Here is a 19,072-nt window from a genome sequence, read left to right on the forward strand (position 1 = left end):
GGCGCCATCATAACGAGTTGCCGCACGGTTGTCCGGCCTGGCCGGCGCCGTCCGTAAGGAGAACGTCATGAATCGCAACGCTGCCGTGGGTCCCGCCGCGCTCCCCGAATTGCGCGAACAGGTCGAGGCCATCCTGGCCGAGGCCCGGCGCCAGGGTGCCAGCGCCGGTGAAGTGGCCGTCTCGGTCGACCAGGGCCTGTCCACCTCGGTCCGCAAGGGCGAGGTGGAAACCGTCGAGTTCAATCGCGACCAGGGCTTCGGCATCACCCTCTATGCCGGTCAGCGCAAGGGCTCGGCCAGTACCTCCGCCACCGGTCCCGAGGCGATCCGCGAAACCGTGGCCGCAGCGCTGGCCATCGCCAAGCACACCTCGGAGGATCCCTGCGCGGGCCTGGCGGATGCCGAATTGATGGCGCGCGGCGAGCTGCCTGATCTCGACCTCTATCATCCCTGGGACATCACTCCCGAGCAGGCCATCGAGCAGGCTCTGGCCTGCGAGGCGGCCGCCTATGCCGCCGACAGCCGCATCGGCAATGCCGACGGTACCACCCTCAATACCCACCAGAGCTGCCGGGTCTACGGCAACAGCCACGGTTTCGTCGGCGGCTACGCCAGCACCCGGCACAGCCTGAGCTGCGTGATGATCGCCGGCAGCGGCGAGGCCATGCAGCGCGACTACTACTACGACGTCAACCGCATCGGCAGCGAGCTGATGAGCGCCGAGGAGATCGGTCGCCGCGCCGCCGAGCGTGCCGTGAGTCGCCTGGGTGCCAGGCCGGTGCCCACCGCCAAGGTCCCGGTGCTGTTTTCCCCGGAAATGGCCGCCGGCCTGTTCGGCACATTTTTCGCCGCCATTTCCGGTGGCAACCTCTATCGCAAGTCGTCCTTCCTCGAAGGCGCCCTGGGTCAGCAGGTGTTTCCCGACTGGCTGACCCTGGACGAGCGGCCGCACCTGCCGCGCGCCCTGGGCAGTGCCGCCTTCGATGGCGAAGGCCTGGCCACCTACGCCAAGCCCTTCGTCGAGAACGGCCAGCTGGTGTCCTATGTGCTCGGCAGCTATTCCGCGCGCAAGCTGGGCATGCAGAGCACCGCCAACGCCGGTGGCGTGCACAATCTCCACGTCAGTCATGGCACGGCCGACCAGGCCGAGCTGATCCGGCAGATGGGCACGGGCTTCCTGGTCACGGAAATGATGGGGCAGGGCACCAACCTGGTCACCGGCGACTACTCCCGGGGTGCCGGTGGCTTCTGGATCGAGAATGGCGAGATCCAGTTTCCGGTCCAGGAGGTCACCATCGCCGGTCGCCTCGGCGACATGTTCCGCCAGATCCTGGCCGTGGGCAGCGACGTGGAACGCCGCGGCAGTCTACGCACCGGCTCGGTGCTGATCGACGGCATGACCCTGGCGGGCAGCTAGAACGGCGGTTGGAGTTGTCGCGATGAGGAAAATCCTGTCGAACGGGAGACAGCCCACCCCGTTACTCGTTAGTATCCTAGCAATGCACTAGGACATAGCCGTGCGGTCGAATCCGCTGAACGGACGGCCCAGACTTCACAGGATGCGCCCTCGCGCATCTGCCGTACTCCCCGGCGCCTTCGGGCGCTGGGTCCATACCAAAGCCACCATGGAGACAATCCGCATGCCGCATACTCTGCCTCAGCTGCCCTACGCCTACGACGCGCTGGAACCGCACGTCGATGCCCAGACCATGGAAATCCACCACACCAAGCACCACCAGACCTACATCAACAACCTGAACGCGGCGCTGGAAGGCACCGAGTTCGCCAACCTGTCGGCCGAAGACGTGGTTCGTCAACTGGACAAGCTGCCCCAGGACAAGCGCGGCGCCGTGCAGAACAACGGTGGCGGCCATGCCAACCACAGCCTGTTCTGGACCGTGATGGCCCCCAACGCCGGCGGCAAGCCCGAAGGCGCCCTGGCCGAGGCCATCGAGTCCCAGCTGGGCGGCTTCGATGCCTTCAAGGAAGCCTTCACCAAGGCGGCCCTGACTCGCTTCGGCAGCGGCTGGGCCTGGCTGAGCGTCACCCCCGAGAAGAAGCTGGTGGTCGAGAGCACCGGCAACCAGGACAGCCCGCTGATGACCGGCAATACCCCGATCCTCGGCCTGGACGTCTGGGAGCACGCCTACTACCTGCGCTACCAGAACCGTCGTCCCGACTACATCGGCGCCTTCTTCAACGTCATCAACTGGCCGGAAGTGTCCCGTCGCTACGAAGCGGCGCTGAACGCCTGAGTTGACACCCCATAAAAAAAGCCGCCCTCGGGCGGCTTTTTTTATGGGATGCGGCTGGAGCAGGGTGCTTATCACTCACCCTCGTCGAAGTAATTGTTGATCAGCTCGATCAGGGCGCGCATGGCCTCGTCGCTCTGTTCACCTTCGGTTTCCAGTTGCAGCACCGTGCCCTTGCCGGCGGCCAGCATCATGACCGCCATGATGCTCTTGCCATCGACCGGCGACTCGCCACTACGGCCGACGCGAACGCTGGCGGGATAGCGGCCAGCCACGCCGACGAACTTGGCGGCGGCACGGGCGTGCAGACCCAGCTTGTTGATGATGGTGATCTGTTGGGCAGGCATTGAGTCTGTCCTTGTCGAAACGAAACGGGCGTCAGAGATCGCGGTGACGAATCTGGACGTTCTTGAGCAGGTCTTTGAGTTCGCGACCCAGGCGATCGGCCAGATAGACCGAACGGTGATGACCACCGGTACAGCCGATGGCCACGGTCACATAGGACCTGTTGTTGGCGGCGAAACGCGGCAGCCACTTCACCAGGTAATCGCGGATGTCATTGTACAGGGTCTCTACCTCGGGCTGTTGCTCGAGATACTCCCGCACCGGGGCGTCCAGTCCGGAAAAGTCGCGCAGGTCCGGCTTCCAGTAGGGATTAGGCAGGAAGCGCACATCGAAGACCATGTCGGCATCCACGGGCAGCCCGCGCTTGAAGCCAAAGGACTCGACCAGGTAGGCGGTACCCGGCTCCGGCGCGTTCAGCAGGCGCAACTTGAGGATGTCGCGCAGCTGATAGAGATTCAGGTGGGTGGTATCGATCTTCAGGTCGGACAGATCGGCGATGGGCGACAGCAGCACCTGTTCGTCGTGAATGGCCTCGGCCAGGGATCTTTCCTGGTTGGATAGCGGATGCCGGCGGCGCGTCTCGGAAAAGCGCTTGAGCAGCGTCTGGTCATCGGCATCCAGATAGAGGATGTCACAGCGGATGTTGCGGCTGCGTACCTGTTCGAGCAATTCGGGAAAGCGCTGCAACTGGCTGGGCAGGTTGCGTGCATCGATGGACAGGGCGACCATGGGCTGGGGCCGCTCCATGTCGGTCAGGGCGTGCTGGGCCAGCTCGGGTAGCAGACTGGCCGGCAGGTTGTCGATGCAATAGAAGCCATTGTCCTCAAGCACGTTGAGCGCCGTACTCTTGCCCGACCCGGAACGTCCGCTCACGATGATGAGGTGCATGTCAGTGTCCGCTCTGGGCCTCGACGACGATCTGATAGAGCGCCTGGCTGTCCTTGGCCTTGCGCAGTCGGTCGCGGATGTCGGCGCGATCCAGGATGCCGGCGATCTGGCGTAGCAGGGTGAGGTGTTGTTCGGTGGCCGCTTCCGGGACCAGCAGGACGAACACCAGGTCTACCGGGGCGCCGTCCAGGGAATCGAAGTCCACCGGCTGCTGCAGGTGGAAGAGTACGCACAGCGGTTGCTGCAGACCCGCCAGGCGGCAGTGGGGAATGGCGATGCCATTGCCGAACCCAGTGGAGCCCAGGCGTTCGCGCGCCATCAGGCATTCATGGATGTGCGCCGCATCATGGCCGGGCAGTTCCTGCGCGGCCAGCTCGGCGATGCGTTCCAGTACGGCGGCTTTGCTGCCACCCGGCGCACCCGTCTGGGTACGGCCGGGGGTCAGGATGTTTTCGAGTTTGATCATAAAGCGGCGATCGAACCTCAGCGGACGCCAATGCCCTGCTGGCGTTCGATCGACTTTTCCTTGTGTTTAATCAGTTGGCGGTCGAGCTTGTCGGCCAGGAGATCGATGGCGGCATACATGTCGTCGTGCTCGGCGTTGGCGACCACCGCAGCGCCGGAGACGTGCAGGGTGGCTTCGGCCTTTTGCTTGAGCTTGTCCACTTCCAGGATGACCTGGACGTTGGTGATGCGATCGAAGTGCCGTTCGAGGCGGGCGAGTTTCTCGCCGATGTAGTCACGCAGGGCTTCTGTCACTTCAAGCTGATGGCCACTGATGTTGACTTGCATACCGCTTCTCCTTATTGCCGGGCTGCGATCGGCGAAGCTGCTCGCCGACATGACACGGGTCGATCGAGGCACGGTCACACATCAGGACGCGTCAGAGGAGACGCTTGCGTTCGCTGGACGGAGCGATACCCAGGGATTCCCGATACTTAGCCACCGTGCGACGAGCGACTTGTATACCTTGCGATTCCAGTAAACCAGCGATCTTGCTGTCACTCAACGGCTTTTTCGCGTTTTCCGCCGCCACCAATTTCTTGATGATCGCGCGGATCGCGGTGGAGGAGCATTCGCCGCCCTCGGCGGTGCTGACGTGGCTGGAGAAGAAGTACTTGAGTTCGTAGATGCCACGCGGGGTGTGCATGAATTTCTGGGTGGTCACCCGGGAGATGGTCGACTCGTGCATGCCCACCGCCTCGGCGATGTCGTGCAGGACCAACGGCTTCATGGCCTCTTCGCCGTATTCGAGAAAACCCCGCTGATGCTCGACGATCTGGGTCGCCACCTTCATCAGGGTCTCGTTGCGGCTCTGCAGACTCTTGATGAACCAGCGCGCTTCCTGGAGCTGGTTGCGCATGTAGGTGTTATCGGCGCTGCTGTCGGCACGCTTGACGAAACCGGCGTACTGGGGATTGACCCGCAGGCGCGGTACGGCCTCCTGATTGAGCTCCACCAGCCAGCGCTCGTTGTGCTTGCGCACGATGACGTCCGGCACCACGTATTCGGCTTCGCCGGATTCGATCTGCGAGCCGGGACGCGGGTGCAGGGTCTGGATCAGCTCGATGATCGGCTTGAGCTCGTCTTCCTTGATCTTCATGCGCCGCATCAACTGCGCATAGTCACGGCTGCCGAGCAGATCCAGGTAGTCGCCAACCAGGCGCTTGGCTTCGCCGAGCAGGGGCAGGGTGGCGGGCAACTGGGCCAGCTGGATCAGCAGGCATTCGCGCAGGTTGCGCGCGGCGACGCCGGCGGGCTCGAATTGCTGGACGCGTCTGAGCACCACCTCGACCTCGTCGAGATCGACTTCCAGCTCGGGGTCGAGGGAGGCATGGATGTCTTCCAGGCTTTCCTGCAGATAGCCGTCGGTGTCGATGCCGTCGATGATCGCCAGGGCGATCAGGCGGTCGAGATCCGACATGGGCGCCAGGTTCAACTGCCAGAGCAGGTGGGTCTGCAGGCTCTCGCCGGCGGAGGTACGGGTGGTGAAGTCCCACTCGTCGTCGTCGTTGCTGGGCAGGCTGCTGGCGCTGGTCTGGTAGATGTCTTCCCAGGCGGTATCGACCGGCAGCTCGCTGTCGCTGGGGATGCGCTCGCTCCACTCGGATTCGTCGGCCATCTCGTTGGTGGCGACCGAGGTTTCCTTGAAGGTGGTTTCCATGGTACCGGAGCCTGAGCTCTCATCGCCTTCGCCCGAGGCTTCGCTCTGGTCGAAGTCTTCACCTTCTTCCTGGCGTTCCAGCATCGGATTGGACTCCAGGGCTTCCTGGATCTCCTGCTGCAAGTCGAGCGTCGAGAGCTGGAGCAGACGTATGGCTTGTTGCAGCTGCGGCGTCATCGTCAGCTGCTGGCCCATCTTGAGGACTAGCGATGGTTTCATGGCTGCGGAAATACACCTTGTCTACCGACGCGAACAGCGCCACCGAACCTCGCGAACCCTGCGAGCGTTAGCAAATTATATGCCTTGTTTCCCCGGGTTTGCCTAGAGGCGGAATTCGTGGCCCAGATAGACTTCCTTCACCAGGTCGTTGGCGAGGACTTCTTCGGCGGTACCCTCGGCGATGAGCTGGCCATCGTTGACGATGTAGGCCGTTTCGCAGATGGTCAGGGTTTCCCGCACGTTGTGGTCGGTGATGAGCACACCGATACCCTTGGCCTTGAGGTGGCGGATGATCTGCTTGATGTCACCCACCGAGATGGGGTCCACACCGGCGAAGGGTTCGTCCAGCAGGATGAACTTGGGCGCGGTGGCCAAGGCACGGGCGATCTCGACACGGCGACGCTCGCCACCCGACAGGCTCATGCCGCGGTTGTCGCGGATATGGGTGATGTGGAATTCCTGCAACAGGCTTTCCAGCTCGCGCAGACGGCCGGCCTTGTCCAGGTCCTTGCGGGTTTCCAGGATGCCGAGGATGTTGTCGGCCACGGTCAGCTTGCGAAAGATCGAGGCTTCCTGCGGCAGGTAACCGATCCCGGCGCGGGCACGACCGTGCATGGGCAGGGCGGTGACGTCCTGATCGTCGATCAGCACGCGACCCTGATCGGCCTTGACCAGGCCGACGATCATGTAGAAACAGGTGGTCTTGCCGGCGCCGTTCGGACCGAGCAGGCCAACGATCTGACCGCTGTCGATGCTGACGCTGACGTCGCGAACGACCTGACGACCCTTGTAGCTCTTGGCCAGATGCTGGGCTTTGAGCGTAACCGTCATTGTCCCTGCCCCGACTGCTGCTGATCCTTGGGCTGGATGACCATGTCGATCCGCGGCCGCGGCGTGGTGACCTTGCTGCCATTGGCGCGACCGGCATTGACGATTTGGCGCTGGGTGTCGTAGACGATCTTCTCGCCTTCGAAGGTGTTGCCCTGTTGGACCACCTTGGCCTGGTCGATCAGGATGATGCGATTTTCCTGGGCGAAATACTGGATGGTCAGACCATAGGCCTTGACGATGTCCTTGTCCGCCGAAGGCTTCTGTTCGTAGTAGGCCGGCTTGCCCACTGCGGTGGCGACCTTGATGTTGCCCTGGTTGTCCTGGGTCAGGGTCACCGTATTGCCGGTGATCTTCATGCTGCCCTGGGTGATGACCACGTCTCCGCGGTACACGGCCACGCCCTGCTTGTCGTCGAGCTCGGCGCTGTCGGCCTGCACGCGGATCGGCTGGGTGCGATCGGTCGGCAGGGCCCAAGCCGCGGCACTGCCAAGGGTGGCGCCGAGGGTGAACAGGAAGGGGAGGGTTTTAACGAACCTCATGCTGGCCTCTTACGTTGGACAGCAGGAGCATTCTGCCGTCTTCTAGATACGCTTTCATGCCATTGGCCGTGGTCACCCCATTGGCGGCCTCGATTCTAACGGCTTGCTCGGTTTGCGCATATTGTTTGTCAGGAAAGACGGTCATGCGGGTGGTGGTCAACACCACTGGGCGGCCTTTCTCATCGGTACGCTCGACGCGTACGTCATCGATCAGCTCCGCCTGACTGCCACCGGGGGCGACCTCGGCGCGGGCACTGCGAATGTGCCAGGGATAGTCGGTACCGCGAAAGGCCAGCATGTCGGGGCGGGTCACCAGGGTGACGTCGGTCGCCTTGACGTGTTCGCTGCGCTCGGCCTTGAGTTCGTACTGGATCTTGCCGTCCAGACGATACTGGATCGTCCGGGTATTGAGGGCGTAGCCGTCGATGGCGCTGTCTTGCGGGGTCGACGAGGCCGGAGCATCGACGAAGCGCTGCGGCAGGATGTTCCAGTAGCCGATCGCGATGAGCGCGGCGGCGATCAGGACCAACAGCACGGGGCGGCGCAAGCTGCGAAACATGAGGGTACCTGTGGTGGGCCGCACTAGGGCGGCGGGTTGAACACGAGAGTGCGGCGTATTAGTCGGGCAGTATAACCCGGCCTACAGCACCCCGGCGCGTAGCAGGTCACCCATGTTGAGGGCACCGATCGGGCGCCGCTCGTCATCGATCACCACCAGCGCGTTGATCTTGTGCTCCTCCATGATCTTCAACGCCTCGGCGGCGAGCATCGGCGCCCTGGCGGTTCGACCGCCGCGCGTCATCACGGTTGCGATCGGCGTGGTGCGCACATCAATGCCGCGATCCAGGGCTCGGCGCAGATCGCCATCGGTGAAGATGCCGGCAAGACGGCCATCGGCGGCGAGCACGCTGGTCATGCCCAGCCCCTTACGCGACATCTCCAGCAAGGCATCGGACACCAGGGTGTCTTCGCCGACCTGCGGCAGGTCGGCGCCGGCATGCATGACGTTTTCCACCTTGAGCAGCAGGCGCCGGCCCAGGGCGCCGCCCGGGTGGGAAAAGGCGAAGTCCTCGGCGGTGAAGCCACGGGCCTCGAGCAGGGCGATGGCCAAGGCATCGCCCAGCACCAGGGCGACGGTGGTGGAGGAGGTGGGTGCCAGATTGAGCGGGCAGGCCTCGGTGGCGACGCTGGTGTCCAGGTTGACGTCCGCGGCCTTGGCCAGCGGCGAGGCGGGATTGCCGGCAAAGCTGATCAAAGGGACGCCCAGGCGCTTGATCAGCGGCAGCAGGGTCAGGATCTCACTGGAGGTGCCCGACTGGGAGATGGCGATGATGACGTCATCGCGGGTGATCATGCCCATGTCGCCATGGCTGGCTTCGGCCGGATGCACGAAGAAGGCCGGACTGCCGGTGCTGGCCAGGGTCGCGGCGATCTTGTTACCGACATGCCCGGATTTGCCCATGCCCAGGACCACGATGCGCCCACGGCAGGCGAGCAGGTGGCGACAGGCGGCGGCAAAGCTTGCGTCGATGCGTTCGCCCAGGGCGGCCACGGCCGCTCGCTCTACATCTATGGTGCGCTTGGCGGAGGCGATGAAATCTATTGAGTCGGGCATGGGTCAGAAGGCAGGTGACAGGACAATCGGAAATTATATGCGCAAAGCCGCGACACTCAGCAACGCCGCCTGCAGCTTGGAAGTCTCATCGGCAACGAATGCTATAGTGCCGCCCTTTTGCCGGGGCCGCCGAACGCAAGAGCCGCGTGCCCTGAAGCGGCGGAGCGGCGTCTCCCTGCACAGAGTTGAACGTTAGGAGTCTTGATGACCGTCGATAGCCCGTACGCCGTGGAGTTGAAGGGTGTTTCCTTCAAGCGCGGCACGCGTCTCATCTACGACCGCGTCGATATCCGCATCCCGCGGGGCAAGGTCACCGGGATCATGGGACCGTCCGGCAGTGGCAAGACCACTCTATTGCGTCTCATCGCCGCCCAGTTGCGGCCGAGCAGCGGCGAGATCTGGGTCAATGGCGCCAATCTGCCGCAGCTGTCCCGCGGCGAACTGTTCGAGATGCGCCGGCAGATGGGCGTGCTGTTCCAGAGTGGCGCGTTGTTCACCGACCTCGATGTGTTCGAGAACGTGGCCTTTCCGCTGCGCGTGCACACCAAGCTGCCCGAGGAAATGATCCGCGACATCGTCCTGCTCAAGTTGCAGGCGGTGGGGTTGCGTGGCGCCGTCGAACTGATGCCGGACGAGTTGTCGGGTGGCATGAAGCGCCGGGTCGCCCTGGCGCGGGCCATTGCCCTGGATCCGCAGATCCTCATGTACGACGAGCCCTTCGTCGGCCAGGACCCCATCGCCATGGGCGTGCTGGTGCGCTTGATCCGCCTGCTCAACCAAGCCCTTGGATTGACCAGCATCGTGGTCTCCCACGACCTGGCCGAGACCGCCAGCATCGCCGACTACCTCTATGTGGTGGGCGACACCAAGGTGCTGGGGCAGGGCACGCCGAAGGAATTGCGCGAATCGCCGGATCCGCGGGTTCGCCAGTTCATGCAGGGCATCCCCGATGGCCCGGTACCCTTCCACTATGCCGCGCCGGATCTGCGCGATGCCTTGCTGGGGAAACACTGATGCGTAAGGTCTCCGCCGTGGAGCGGATTCGTCGGCTGGGCCGAGCCGGGCTGGACGTCGTGGCGGCCATCGGCCGCTCGGTGATCGTCCTGCTGCTGGCGGTGTTCGGTCGCGGTGGCGTGGGCAACGGCCTGCAGCTGCTGGGCAAGCAACTCTATTCGGTGGGCGTGATGTCGCTGCCGATCATTGTGGTGTCGGGCTTCTTCATCGGTATGGTGATCGCCCTGCAGGGCTACAACATCCTGGTCAAGTACGGTTCCGAGCAGGCCGTGGGGCAGATGGTGGCCCTGACCCTGCTGCGCGAACTTGGCCCGGTGGTGACCGCGCTGCTGTTCGCCGGCCGGGCGGGTTCCGCCTTGACCGCCGAGATCGGCAACATGAAATCCACCGAGCAGCTGTCCAGCCTGGAAATGATCGGCGTGGATCCGCTCAAGTACATCGTCGCGCCGCGTTTCTGGGCCGGTTTCATTTCCATGCCCCTGCTGGCCGCCATGTTCAACGTGGTGGGCATCTGGGGCGCGGCCATGGTCGCCATCGACTGGCTCGGTGTCTACGACGGCTCCTTCTGGGCCACCATGCAGAACAGCGTGATGCTCAGCGACGTGCTCAATGGCGTGGTCAAGAGCCTGGTGTTCGCCTTCGTGGTGACCTGGGTCGCCGTCTTCCAGGGGTATGACTGCGAGCCGACCTCCGAAGGCATCGGTCGCGCCACTACCCGTACCGTCGTCTATGCGTCGCTCGCCGTGCTCGGCCTCGACTTCATTCTTACCGCCCTGATGTTTGGAGATCTCTGATGCAAACCCGCACCCAGGAAATCGGTGTCGGACTCTTCCTGCTGGCCGGCGTGCTCGCACTGCTGCTGCTGGCACTGCGGGTAAGCGGTCTGACGATGAGCGACCACCACGATACCTACAAGGTCTACGCCTACTTCGACAACATCGCCGGTCTCACCGTGAGATCGCGGGTGACCATGTCGGGCGTGACCATCGGCAAGGTCACCGCCATCGATCTCGACCGCAACAGCTACCGCGGTCGGGTCACCATGCAGATCGACAAGCAGGTGGACAACCTGCCGACCGACTCCATCGCCTCGATCCTGACCGCCGGCCTGCTTGGTGAGAAGTACATCGGCATCAGCGTGGGCGGTGACGAGCAGGTGCTCAAGGAGGGTTCGACCATTCGAGATACACAATCCTCGCTGGTTCTCGAAGACCTGATTGGCAAATTCCTGCTCAACTCGGTCAATAAAGACTCTTCCGCCAATAAATGATGAGAGGCTTCTCCATGCTCAAGCTACTTCGTCACGGAGTGATCGCGATCCTGGCCCTGCTGCCGCTGGTGTCCCAGGCGGCGCCCTCGGCCCATGACGTCATCCAGCAGACCACCAGCACGCTGCTCAGCGACCTCGAGACCAATCGCGACCGGTATCGCAGCAGCCCGGAAGCCTTCTACGAGTCGCTCAACAACATCCTCGGCCCGGTGGTGGATGCCGAAGGCATCTCGCGCAGCATCATGACCGTGCGCTATAGCCGCAGTGCCTCGCCCGAGCAGATGGCGCGCTTCCAGGAAAACTTCAAGCGCAGCCTGATGCAGTTCTATGGCAATGCGCTGCTGGAGTACAACAACCAGGGTATCCGCGTGCTGCCTGAAGGTCCGTCCGACGGTCCCGACCGCACCAGCGTGGGCATGGAGGTCAAGGGCAACAATGGCGCCGTGTATCCCGTGCAGTACAGCATGGTCAAGCAGGGCGAGGACTGGAAGGTCCGTAACGTCATCATCAACGGCCTGAACCTCGGCAAGTTGTTCCGTGACCAGTTCGCCCAGGCGATGCAGGAGAACGGCAACGACCTGGACAAGACCATCAACAACTGGGCGGGCACCGTGGCCAAGGCCAAGGACTCTCCCGAGGCCCAGAAGGCCAAGGTCGGTTCGTGAGTCGCGCCGCCATCACCGGCGAGGGCGCTCGACTGCAGCTGTCGGGCGTGCTCGATCACGCCAATGTGCCGGCCCTGCGTGAGCAGGGCCGGGCACTGATCGGTCAGGGCAGTGGGCCGCTGGTGCTCGACTGCGCTGGCATAGAACGCTCCAACAGCGCCGGATTGGCGCTGTTGCTGGCCTGGCTGCGCGATGCCCAGGTCGCGGGGCGCCCGCTGACCATCGCCGGTCTGCCCTCCGAGTTGCGGCAGATCGCCGAGGTCTCGGATGCCCTGGAGTTGCTGCCCCTGGCGGACGACGCTCACGGCTAACGGTCATCGCAGTCGCCGTACAGCCGGTTTTTTTGTATGATCGCCGGCTGTACTAGATTGCCGAGGTGCCGCCATGCAGGCCCAAGAAGTCAAAAGCCTCCTGGAGGCAAAACTGGCCGATACCCAGGTCGAAGTGGAAGGCGAGGGCTGCAACTTCCAGCTCTACCTGATCAGCGACGAGCTCCAGGCACTCAGCCCGGTCAAGCGTCAGCAGCAGGTCTACTCCCACCTCCAGCCGCAGATCGCCGATGGCAGCATCCATGCTGTCACCATGAAATTCTTCACCCGTGCTGCCTGGGCCGAACGCGCCTGATTCGCAGCGCCGAGAACTCGCTATGGACAAACTGATCATTACCGGCGGCAACTGCCTGAACGGTGAAATTCGCATTTCCGGGGCCAAGAATTCGGCCCTGCCGATCCTGGCCGCGACCCTGCTCGCCGACACTCCGGTGACCATCGCCAACCTGCCGCACCTGCACGACATCACCACCATGATCGAGCTGTTCGGTCGTATGGGCGTCCAGCCGGTGATCGGTGAAAAGCTCAACGTCGAGGTGGATGCCTCCAGCATCAAGACCTTGGTCGCGCCCTATGAGCTGGTCAAGACCATGCGCGCCTCGATCCTGGTGCTGGGCCCGATGGTCGCCCGCTTCGGCGAGGCGGAAGTCGCACTGCCCGGCGGTTGCGCCATCGGTTCGCGTCCGGTCGATCTGCACCTGCGTGGCCTGGAGGCCATGGGCGCCAAGATCACCGTCGAAGGCGGCTACATCAAGGCCAAGGCGCCGGCCGGCGGCCTGCGCGGTGCCCACTACTATTTCGATACCGTCAGCGTGACCGGTACCGAGAACGTGCTGATGGCCGCCACCCTGGCCAAGGGCCGCAGCGTGATCCAGAACGCCGCTCGCGAACCCGAAGTCGTCGATCTGGCCAACTGCCTGATCGCCATGGGTGCCAACGTCCAGGGCGCCGGTACCGACACCATCACCGTGGAAGGCGTCGAGCGCCTCGGTGGGGCCACCTATTCGGTGCTGCCGGACCGCATCGAGACTGGCAGCTACCTGGTTGCCGCCGCTGCCACCCGCGGCCGCGTCAAGCTCAAGGATACCGATCCGACCATCCTCGAGGCCGTGCTGGCCAAGCTGGAAGAGGCCGGTGCCCACATCGCCACCGGCAGCAACTGGATCGAGCTGGACATGAAGGGCAATCGCCCCCGCGCGGTCAACATCCGCACGGCGCCCTATCCGGCGTTCCCCACCGACATGCAGGCGCAGTTCATCTCCATGAACGCCGTCGCCGAAGGCACCGGTACCGTGGTCGAGACCATCTTCGAGAACCGCTTCATGCACGTTCACGAGATGGTACGCATGGGCGCCAACATCGCCATCGAAGGCAATGCCGCCATCGTCACCGGCGTGCCCAGCCTCAAGGCCGCCCCGGTCATGGCGACCGACCTGCGCGCCTCGGCGAGCCTGGTCATCGCCGCCCTGGTAGCCGAAGGCGATACCCTGATCGATCGCATCTACCACATCGACCGCGGCTACGAATGCATCGAGGAGAAATTCCAGCTGCTCGGCGCCAAGATCCGTCGCACGCCCAAGTAAGGACCTCCGATGCTGACCATCGCCCTGTCCAAGGGCCGTATCCTCGACGATACCCTGCCGCTGCTGGCGGCGGCGGGGATCGCCCCGACCGAGAATCCGGACAAGAGCCGCAAGCTCATCATCCCGACCACCCAGGACGATGTGCGCCTGCTCATCGTCCGCGCCACCGACGTGCCCACCTATGTGGAGCATGGCGCCGCGGACCTGGGCGTGGCCGGCAAGGACGTGCTGATGGAATACGGCGGCGATGGTCTCTATGAGCCGCTGGACCTGCGCATCGCCCGCTGCAAACTGATGACCGCGGGCGCCGTGGGCGCTCCGGCGCCGCGTGGCCGGCTGCGGGTGGCGACCAAGTTTGTCAATGTCGCCAAGCGCTACTATGCCGAGCAGGGTCGTCAGGTCGACATCATCAAGCTGTACGGCTCCATGGAGCTGGCACCGCTGGTGGGGCTGGCCGACAAGATCATCGACGTGGTCGACACCGGCAATACCCTCAAGGCCAACGGACTCGAACCCCAGGAGCTGATCGCCCATATCAGCTCCCGCTTGATCGTCAACAAGGCCTCGATGAAGATGCAGCATGGCCGTATCCAGGCCCTCATCGAGACCCTGAGACACGCCGTCGAGGCGCGCGGCGCCTGAGAACCTGTTCAAAGCCTGCTGCGCGTCGGCCAAACTGCGTTAAAAATGGCTTCGGAATGCTCATTTACCACTCGTAAACTCCGCTTCCTCAGCCATTTTTGCCTTGTTTGTCTCTAGCTCGCGAGACTTTGAACAGGCTCTACGTCCTGGCCGGCATGCCGAATGCCGGTCAAGGCTGCTTTCATCCCTCCAGCTTCGCCTATCCGTGCCATAGCCAAATTGTCGGGCGCCCACACGGAACCGGCTGTTACTCTCGGGCGCCCCTTTCGCTCTCCTGAAGAGGATCCGCCATGACCGCTCCGCTCGCCATCCGCCGACTTGCCGCCGCCGCTCCGGATTTCGCCGAGCATCTGGATCATCTGCTGAGCTGGGAAGGGGTGTCCGACGCCGACATCAACCAGCGGGTCCTGGCGATCATCGCCGACGTGCGCCACCAGGGCGACGCCGCGCTGCTCGAATACACCCGGCGCTTCGATGCCGTCGAGGCGACCGCCATGAGCGATCTCATCCTGCCGCGCGCGCGTCTGGAAGAAGCCCTGACCCGCATCACGCCGGAGCAGCGCACCGCGCTGGAAGCCGCCGCCGAGCGCGTTCGTCGTTATCACGAAAAGCAGCGCCAGGATTCCTGGCAGTACCAGGAGGCCGACGGCACCGTGCTCGGCCAGCAGGTCACCCCGCTGGATCGTGCCGGGCTCTATGTGCCGGGGGGCAAGGCCTCCTATCCCTCCTCGGTGCTGATGAACGCCATCCCCGCCAAGGTCGCCGGCGTAAAGGAAGTGGTCATGGTGGTGCCCACGCCCCGCGGCGAGGTCAACGAACTGGTGCTGGCCGCCGCCGCCCTGGCCGGTGTCGATCGCGTCTTCACCATCGGCGGCGCCCAGGCCGTGGCCGCCCTGGCCTATGGCACCGAAAGCGTGCCGCCGGTGGACAAGATCGTCGGCCCCGGCAACATCTATGTCGCCACCGCCAAGCGCCACGTGTTCGGCAAGGTAGGCATCGACATGATCGCCGGCCCGTCGGAGATCCTGGTGGTCTGCGACGGCCAGACCGATCCCGACTGGATCGCCATGGACCTGTTCTCCCAGGCCGAGCACGACGAGGACGCCCAGGCCATCCTGGTCAGTCCGGACGCCGCCTTCCTCGACGCCGTGGCGGAAAGCATCGCCCGCCTGCTGCCGGAGATGGAGCGCGCCGAGATCATCCGCGCCTCCCTGGAAGGCCGTGGCGCCCTGATCCAGGTCGCCGACATGGCCCAGGCCATCGAGGTGGCCAACCGCATCGCCCCCGAACACCTCGAGCTGTCGGTCGCCGAACCCGAGCAGTGGCTACCCAGCATCCGCCACGCCGGTGCCATCTTCATGGGTCGCTACACCGCCGAGGCCCTGGGCGACTACTGCGCCGGTCCCAACCATGTGCTGCCGACCTCGGGCACCGCACGGTTCTCCTCGCCGCTGGGCGTGTACGACTTCCAGAAGCGTTCCTCGATCATCCACTGCTCGGCCACGGGCGCTTCCGCGCTGGGCCGGGTCGCCTCGGTGCTGGCGCGTGGCGAGTCCCTGACCGCCCACGCCCGCAGCGCCGAATACCGTATTCAGGAGGAGCAGGCATGAGCGAGCTCTGGAGTCCCTTCGTCAAGAACCTGGTGCCCTATGTGCCGGGTGAGCAACCCAAGCTGACCAACCTGGTCAAGCTCAACACCAACGAGAATCCCTACGGTCCGTCACCGCGGGCGCTGGACGCCATTCGCGCCGCGGCCACCGACGACCTGCGCCTCTATCCCGACCCCAACGGTCAGGCGCTGAAGGATGCCGTCGCCCGCTACTACGGCCTCCAGAGCGACCAGGTGTTTGTCGGCAACGGCTCGGACGAGGTGCTGGCGCACATCTTCCTGGGTCTGTTCGGCCATGGCCGCCCGATCCTGTTTCCGGACATCAGCTACAGCTTCTATCCGGTCTATTGCGGCCTCTACGACATCGCCTTCGAGACGCCGGCGCTGGACGAGGATTTCCAGATCGTCCCCGAGGACTATCTGCGCCCCAATGGCGGGATCATCTTCCCCAACCCCAATGCGCCGACCGGCAGCGCCCTGGCGCTGGACGCCATCGAGCGCATCGTCGCCGGCAACCCGACCTCGGTGGTGGTGGTGGACGAGGCCTATGTCGACTTCGGGGCCGAGTCCGCGGTCGCCCTGATCGAGCGCCATCCCAACCTGGTGGTGACCCAGACGCTGTCCAAGTCCCGTTCGCTGGCCGGTCTGCGGGTAGGGCTGGCCCTGGGACAGGCGCCGCTGATGGAAGCCCTGGAGCGGATCAAGAACAGCTTCAACTCCTATCCGCTGGATCGCCTGGCCCTGGCCGGCGCGACCGCGGCCTTCGAGGATCGCGCCTATTTCGACGAGACCTGCCGGCAGGTGATCGAGAGTCGCGAAGCGCTGATGGGCGAGTTGCTGGAGCGCGGCTTCGAGGTCCTGCCCTCGGCCGCCAACTTCATCTTCGCCCGGCATGTGCAGAAGGGTGGGGCGGCGCTGGCCGCGAGCTTGCGCGAGCACGGCGTCATCGTGCGCCACTTCAGCCGCCCCGAACGCATCGCCGACTTCCTGCGCATCACCATCGGCACGCCGGCGCAGAATCAGGCGCTGATCACGGCCCTCGACATCCTCTGAGTCTCGTTCGCGGCTAGCGCGCCTTCTCCATCAGAGGGCGCATCCCGACGGTCACCTTGACCTGCACGGTCTTGTCCTGGCGCAGCACCTCGATGGGGATGCTGTCGCCGGGCTGCTTGCGGGCGATCTGGTTCATCGCCAGCCGGCCGTCCCTGATCGGTTGGCCAGCCAGCTTGACCAGCACGTCGCCTGCGCGCAGACCGCCCTTGTGCGCCGGTCCATCGGGATCGATGTCGGTCACCACGATGCCCTGGTCGACCTTGAGGCCATAGGTCTTGACCAGCTCCGGGGTGATCACCTCCACCGCCACGCCCAGCCAGCCACGGATGACCTGGCCGTGCTGGATGATCGAGCGCATGACCTCCATGGCCAGCTTGATCGGGATGGCGAAGCCGATGCCCTGGGAGCCGCCGGAAAGGATGGCGGTGTTGATGCCGATCAGATTGCCGCTGGCGTCCACCAGCGCCCCGCCGGAATTGCCCAGGTTGATCGCCGCATCGGTCTGGATGAAGTCCTCGTAGGTATTGAGACCCAGCTGGTTGCGACCGGTGGCGCTGATGATGCCCATGGTCACCGTCTGGCCGACGCCAAAGGGGTTGCCGATGGCCAGCACCACGTCACCGATGCGGATGGCGCTCGAATCGCCCACCGAGATGGCCGGCAGATTGGGCAGGTCGATCTTCAGTACGGCGAGGTCCGTGGCGGGATCGCTGCCGATCAGCTTGGCCAGGGTCTGGCGGCCGTCGGCCAGCGCCACCACGATGGACTCGGCGTCCAGGGTCACGTGGTTGTTGGTCAGCAGATAGCCGTCATGGCTCATCAGCACGGCGGAACCCAGGCTGAGTTCTTCCACCGGCTTGGTCGCGCCTTTGCGATCGCTGGCCGTATCTCCGGCCTTGCCCGGCTTGGCGGCCTTGGTCGAACGCAGCGACACCACCGCCGGTGCGGCGCGACTGGCCGCGTCGGCGTAGGAAACCGGTCCCTCCTGGCGCGAACTGGCGGGCGCCTGGGCGGCCTCGAACAGCGGCGGCTGGGCGGGCAGGCCGAGCCACTGGGGATAGCGCTGCATGATCAGGGCTGCAACGAGCAGACCGCACAGCACGGGCCAGCCGAGATAACGCAAAGCCTTGTACATCGATCACATCCTTGAATTTGTCCACCCGGGGTGCGCCGGATAAGCTGGCGGGCATTATAAGGAGCGACGCCAGCCGAAGACACGCTGGCGCCGCCAACGAGGAGGTAAGCCGCACGTGACCCTGTCCCTTGAGCAACTGGTGGAGACCGCCGACCGTTACCTGGAGTCGGCCCGGATCCAGGATTATTGCCCCAACGGCCTGCAGGTCCAGGGTCGTGAGCAGGTGCGCCTGCTGGTCAGTGGCGTCACCGCTTCCCAGCAGCTGCTGGACGCCGCCGTCGCCGCCGGCGCCGATGCCATCCTGGTGCACCATGGCTACTTCTGGAAGAACGAGAATGCCCGCCTCATCGGCATGAAGCAGCGCCGAATCAAGACGCTGCTGAGCCACGATATCAGCCTGCTGGCCTACCACCTGCCCCTGGATGTCCATCCCGAGGTGGGCAACAACGTCCAGCTGGGACGCCGCCTGGGGCTGCAGGATATCCGGCCGCTGCCCGGGGATACCAAGGGACTGATCTGGCAGGGCGAGTTGCCGCAGGCGCAATCCGCCGCGGACTTCGGTCGGCAGGTGGCGGACGTGCTGCAGCGCGAGCCGCTGGTGGTCGACGGCGGGCGCTCGATCCGGCGCCTGGCCTGGTGCACCGGGGGCGCCCAAGGCTACATCGACCAGGCCATCGCCGCCGGAGTGGATGCCTACCTGACCGGCGAGGTATCCGAGCAGACGGTGCACAGCGCTCGCGAGAACGACGTGAGTTTCTTCGCCGCCGGCCACCATGCCACCGAGCGCTATGGCGTGCAGGCGCTGGGTGATTATCTGGCCGCGCAGCTGGGTATCCAGCACCTCTTCATCGACTGCGACAATCCCGCCTGAGCGTCATAAGCATATAACTTCTGGATCTAGATGGCCTGGCGGGCCATA

The 19,072-nt window shown here is 64.5% G+C and carries 23 protein-coding genes; 13 read left to right on the plus strand and 10 right to left on the minus strand.

Translation table 11 applies throughout. The features are described 5' to 3' along the window. Positions 1-67: 67 nt before the first annotated feature. Together pmbA and FEZ61_RS22840 are read left to right on the plus strand one after the other, a co-directional pair. Positions 68-1,417, plus strand: coding sequence for a metalloprotease PmbA (gene pmbA / locus FEZ61_RS22835; RefSeq protein ID WP_173150454.1), 1,350 nt, complete (start codon positions 68-70; stop codon positions 1,415-1,417). 223 nt (positions 1,418-1,640) lie between these two features. Then, positions 1,641-2,255: a superoxide dismutase gene (locus FEZ61_RS22840; RefSeq protein ID WP_017642374.1), complete on the plus strand. Its 615-nt coding sequence runs from the start codon at positions 1,641-1,643 to the stop codon at positions 2,253-2,255. 71 nt (positions 2,256-2,326) lie between these two features. On the opposite strand, the gene FEZ61_RS22845 is transcribed toward FEZ61_RS22840, so the two are convergent. From FEZ61_RS22845 to FEZ61_RS22885, 9 genes are all read right to left on the minus strand, one after another. Further along, a complete protein-coding gene (locus FEZ61_RS22845; RefSeq protein ID WP_017640049.1) occupies positions 2,327-2,599 on the minus strand; it encodes an HPr family phosphocarrier protein in 273 nt (90 codons plus the stop codon). A gap of 31 nt (positions 2,600-2,630) precedes the next feature. After that, positions 2,631-3,485, minus strand: a complete 855-nt coding sequence (rapZ, locus tag FEZ61_RS22850) for an RNase adapter RapZ (RefSeq protein WP_173150456.1) — start codon at positions 3,483-3,485, stop codon at positions 2,631-2,633. A gap of 1 nt (position 3,486) precedes the next feature. Next, positions 3,487-3,951, minus strand: a complete 465-nt coding sequence (ptsN, locus tag FEZ61_RS22855) for a PTS IIA-like nitrogen regulatory protein PtsN (protein WP_017640051.1) — start codon at positions 3,949-3,951, stop codon at positions 3,487-3,489. Positions 3,952-3,968: 17 nt separating this feature from the next. Continuing rightward, complete coding sequence (raiA, locus tag FEZ61_RS22860; RefSeq protein WP_017640052.1) at positions 3,969-4,277, minus strand: ribosome-associated translation inhibitor RaiA; 309 nt, start codon at positions 4,275-4,277, stop codon at positions 3,969-3,971. Positions 4,278-4,368: 91 nt separating this feature from the next. Then, positions 4,369-5,868, minus strand: coding sequence for an RNA polymerase factor sigma-54 (locus FEZ61_RS22865; protein ID WP_026083728.1), 1,500 nt, complete (start codon positions 5,866-5,868; stop codon positions 4,369-4,371). A gap of 102 nt (positions 5,869-5,970) precedes the next feature. After that, entirely contained in the window at positions 5,971-6,699 is a 729-nt protein-coding gene (gene lptB, locus FEZ61_RS22870; protein ID WP_017640054.1) for an LPS export ABC transporter ATP-binding protein, read from the minus strand. Continuing rightward, the gene (gene lptA / locus FEZ61_RS22875; RefSeq protein ID WP_017640055.1) at positions 6,696-7,238 is read right to left on the minus strand and encodes a lipopolysaccharide transport periplasmic protein LptA; all 543 of its coding nucleotides are present in this window, start codon (positions 7,236-7,238) and stop codon (positions 6,696-6,698) included. Before lptA ends, lptB begins: the two co-directional genes overlap by 4 nt. Next, positions 7,225-7,797, minus strand: coding sequence for an LPS export ABC transporter periplasmic protein LptC (gene lptC, locus FEZ61_RS22880; protein ID WP_007159515.1), 573 nt, complete (start codon positions 7,795-7,797; stop codon positions 7,225-7,227). Before lptC ends, lptA begins: the two co-directional genes overlap by 14 nt. An 81-nt stretch (positions 7,798-7,878) precedes the next feature. Continuing rightward, on the minus strand, positions 7,879-8,853 hold the full coding sequence (locus FEZ61_RS22885) for a KpsF/GutQ family sugar-phosphate isomerase (protein WP_173150458.1): 975 nt from the start codon (positions 8,851-8,853) through the stop codon (positions 7,879-7,881). Between the two features lie 204 nt (positions 8,854-9,057). Between FEZ61_RS22885 and FEZ61_RS22890 the strand changes: the two genes are divergently transcribed. From FEZ61_RS22890 to hisC, 10 genes are all read left to right on the plus strand, one after another. After that, complete coding sequence (locus FEZ61_RS22890; protein ID WP_017640057.1) at positions 9,058-9,867, plus strand: ATP-binding cassette domain-containing protein; 810 nt, start codon at positions 9,058-9,060, stop codon at positions 9,865-9,867. Beyond that, the gene (gene mlaE, locus FEZ61_RS22895) at positions 9,867-10,661 is read left to right on the plus strand and encodes a lipid asymmetry maintenance ABC transporter permease subunit MlaE (RefSeq protein WP_017640058.1); all 795 of its coding nucleotides are present in this window, start codon (positions 9,867-9,869) and stop codon (positions 10,659-10,661) included. Before FEZ61_RS22890 ends, mlaE begins: the two co-directional genes overlap by 1 nt. After that, entirely contained in the window at positions 10,661-11,137 is a 477-nt protein-coding gene (gene mlaD, locus FEZ61_RS22900) for an outer membrane lipid asymmetry maintenance protein MlaD (RefSeq protein ID WP_007159511.1), read from the plus strand. Before mlaE ends, mlaD begins: the two co-directional genes overlap by 1 nt. 14 nt (positions 11,138-11,151) lie before the next feature. Further along, positions 11,152-11,802 (plus strand): ABC transporter substrate-binding protein, encoded by a 651-nt coding sequence (locus FEZ61_RS22905; protein WP_068383732.1) that lies wholly within the window; start codon positions 11,152-11,154, stop codon positions 11,800-11,802. Further along, positions 11,799-12,113: an STAS domain-containing protein gene (locus FEZ61_RS22910; RefSeq protein ID WP_064306770.1), complete on the plus strand. Its 315-nt coding sequence runs from the start codon at positions 11,799-11,801 to the stop codon at positions 12,111-12,113. Before FEZ61_RS22905 ends, FEZ61_RS22910 begins: the two co-directional genes overlap by 4 nt. Positions 12,114-12,186: 73 nt before the next feature. Next, the gene (locus tag FEZ61_RS22915; protein ID WP_007159508.1) at positions 12,187-12,426 is read left to right on the plus strand and encodes a BolA family protein; all 240 of its coding nucleotides are present in this window, start codon (positions 12,187-12,189) and stop codon (positions 12,424-12,426) included. Between the two features lie 22 nt (positions 12,427-12,448). Continuing rightward, on the plus strand, positions 12,449-13,714 hold the full coding sequence (murA, locus tag FEZ61_RS22920; protein WP_173150461.1) for a UDP-N-acetylglucosamine 1-carboxyvinyltransferase: 1,266 nt from the start codon (positions 12,449-12,451) through the stop codon (positions 13,712-13,714). Positions 13,715-13,723: 9 nt separating this feature from the next. Then, the gene (gene hisG / locus FEZ61_RS22925) at positions 13,724-14,356 is read left to right on the plus strand and encodes an ATP phosphoribosyltransferase (RefSeq protein ID WP_007159506.1); all 633 of its coding nucleotides are present in this window, start codon (positions 13,724-13,726) and stop codon (positions 14,354-14,356) included. Between the two features lie 290 nt (positions 14,357-14,646). Then, on the plus strand, positions 14,647-15,966 hold the full coding sequence (gene hisD, locus FEZ61_RS22930) for a histidinol dehydrogenase (protein WP_007159505.1): 1,320 nt from the start codon (positions 14,647-14,649) through the stop codon (positions 15,964-15,966). Continuing rightward, on the plus strand, positions 15,963-17,018 hold the full coding sequence (gene hisC / locus FEZ61_RS22935) for a histidinol-phosphate transaminase (protein ID WP_173150463.1): 1,056 nt from the start codon (positions 15,963-15,965) through the stop codon (positions 17,016-17,018). Before hisD ends, hisC begins: the two co-directional genes overlap by 4 nt. Positions 17,019-17,031: 13 nt before the next feature. Here the strand turns inward: hisC and FEZ61_RS22940 are convergent, their stop codons facing one another. Continuing rightward, positions 17,032-18,153, minus strand: coding sequence for a trypsin-like peptidase domain-containing protein (locus tag FEZ61_RS22940; RefSeq protein ID WP_173150465.1), 1,122 nt, complete (start codon positions 18,151-18,153; stop codon positions 17,032-17,034). Between the two features lie 115 nt (positions 18,154-18,268). Between FEZ61_RS22940 and FEZ61_RS22945 the strand changes: the two genes are divergently transcribed. Next, a complete protein-coding gene (locus FEZ61_RS22945; RefSeq protein ID WP_173150472.1) occupies positions 18,269-19,024 on the plus strand; it encodes a Nif3-like dinuclear metal center hexameric protein in 756 nt (251 codons plus the stop codon). The last annotated feature ends 48 nt before the right edge of the window (positions 19,025-19,072 follow it).

Origin of the sequence: Pseudomonas sp. MS15a(2019) (assembly GCF_013277805.1) — a bacterium.
Taxonomy (GTDB): domain Bacteria; phylum Pseudomonadota; class Gammaproteobacteria; order Pseudomonadales; family Pseudomonadaceae; genus Chryseomonas; species Chryseomonas benzopyrenica.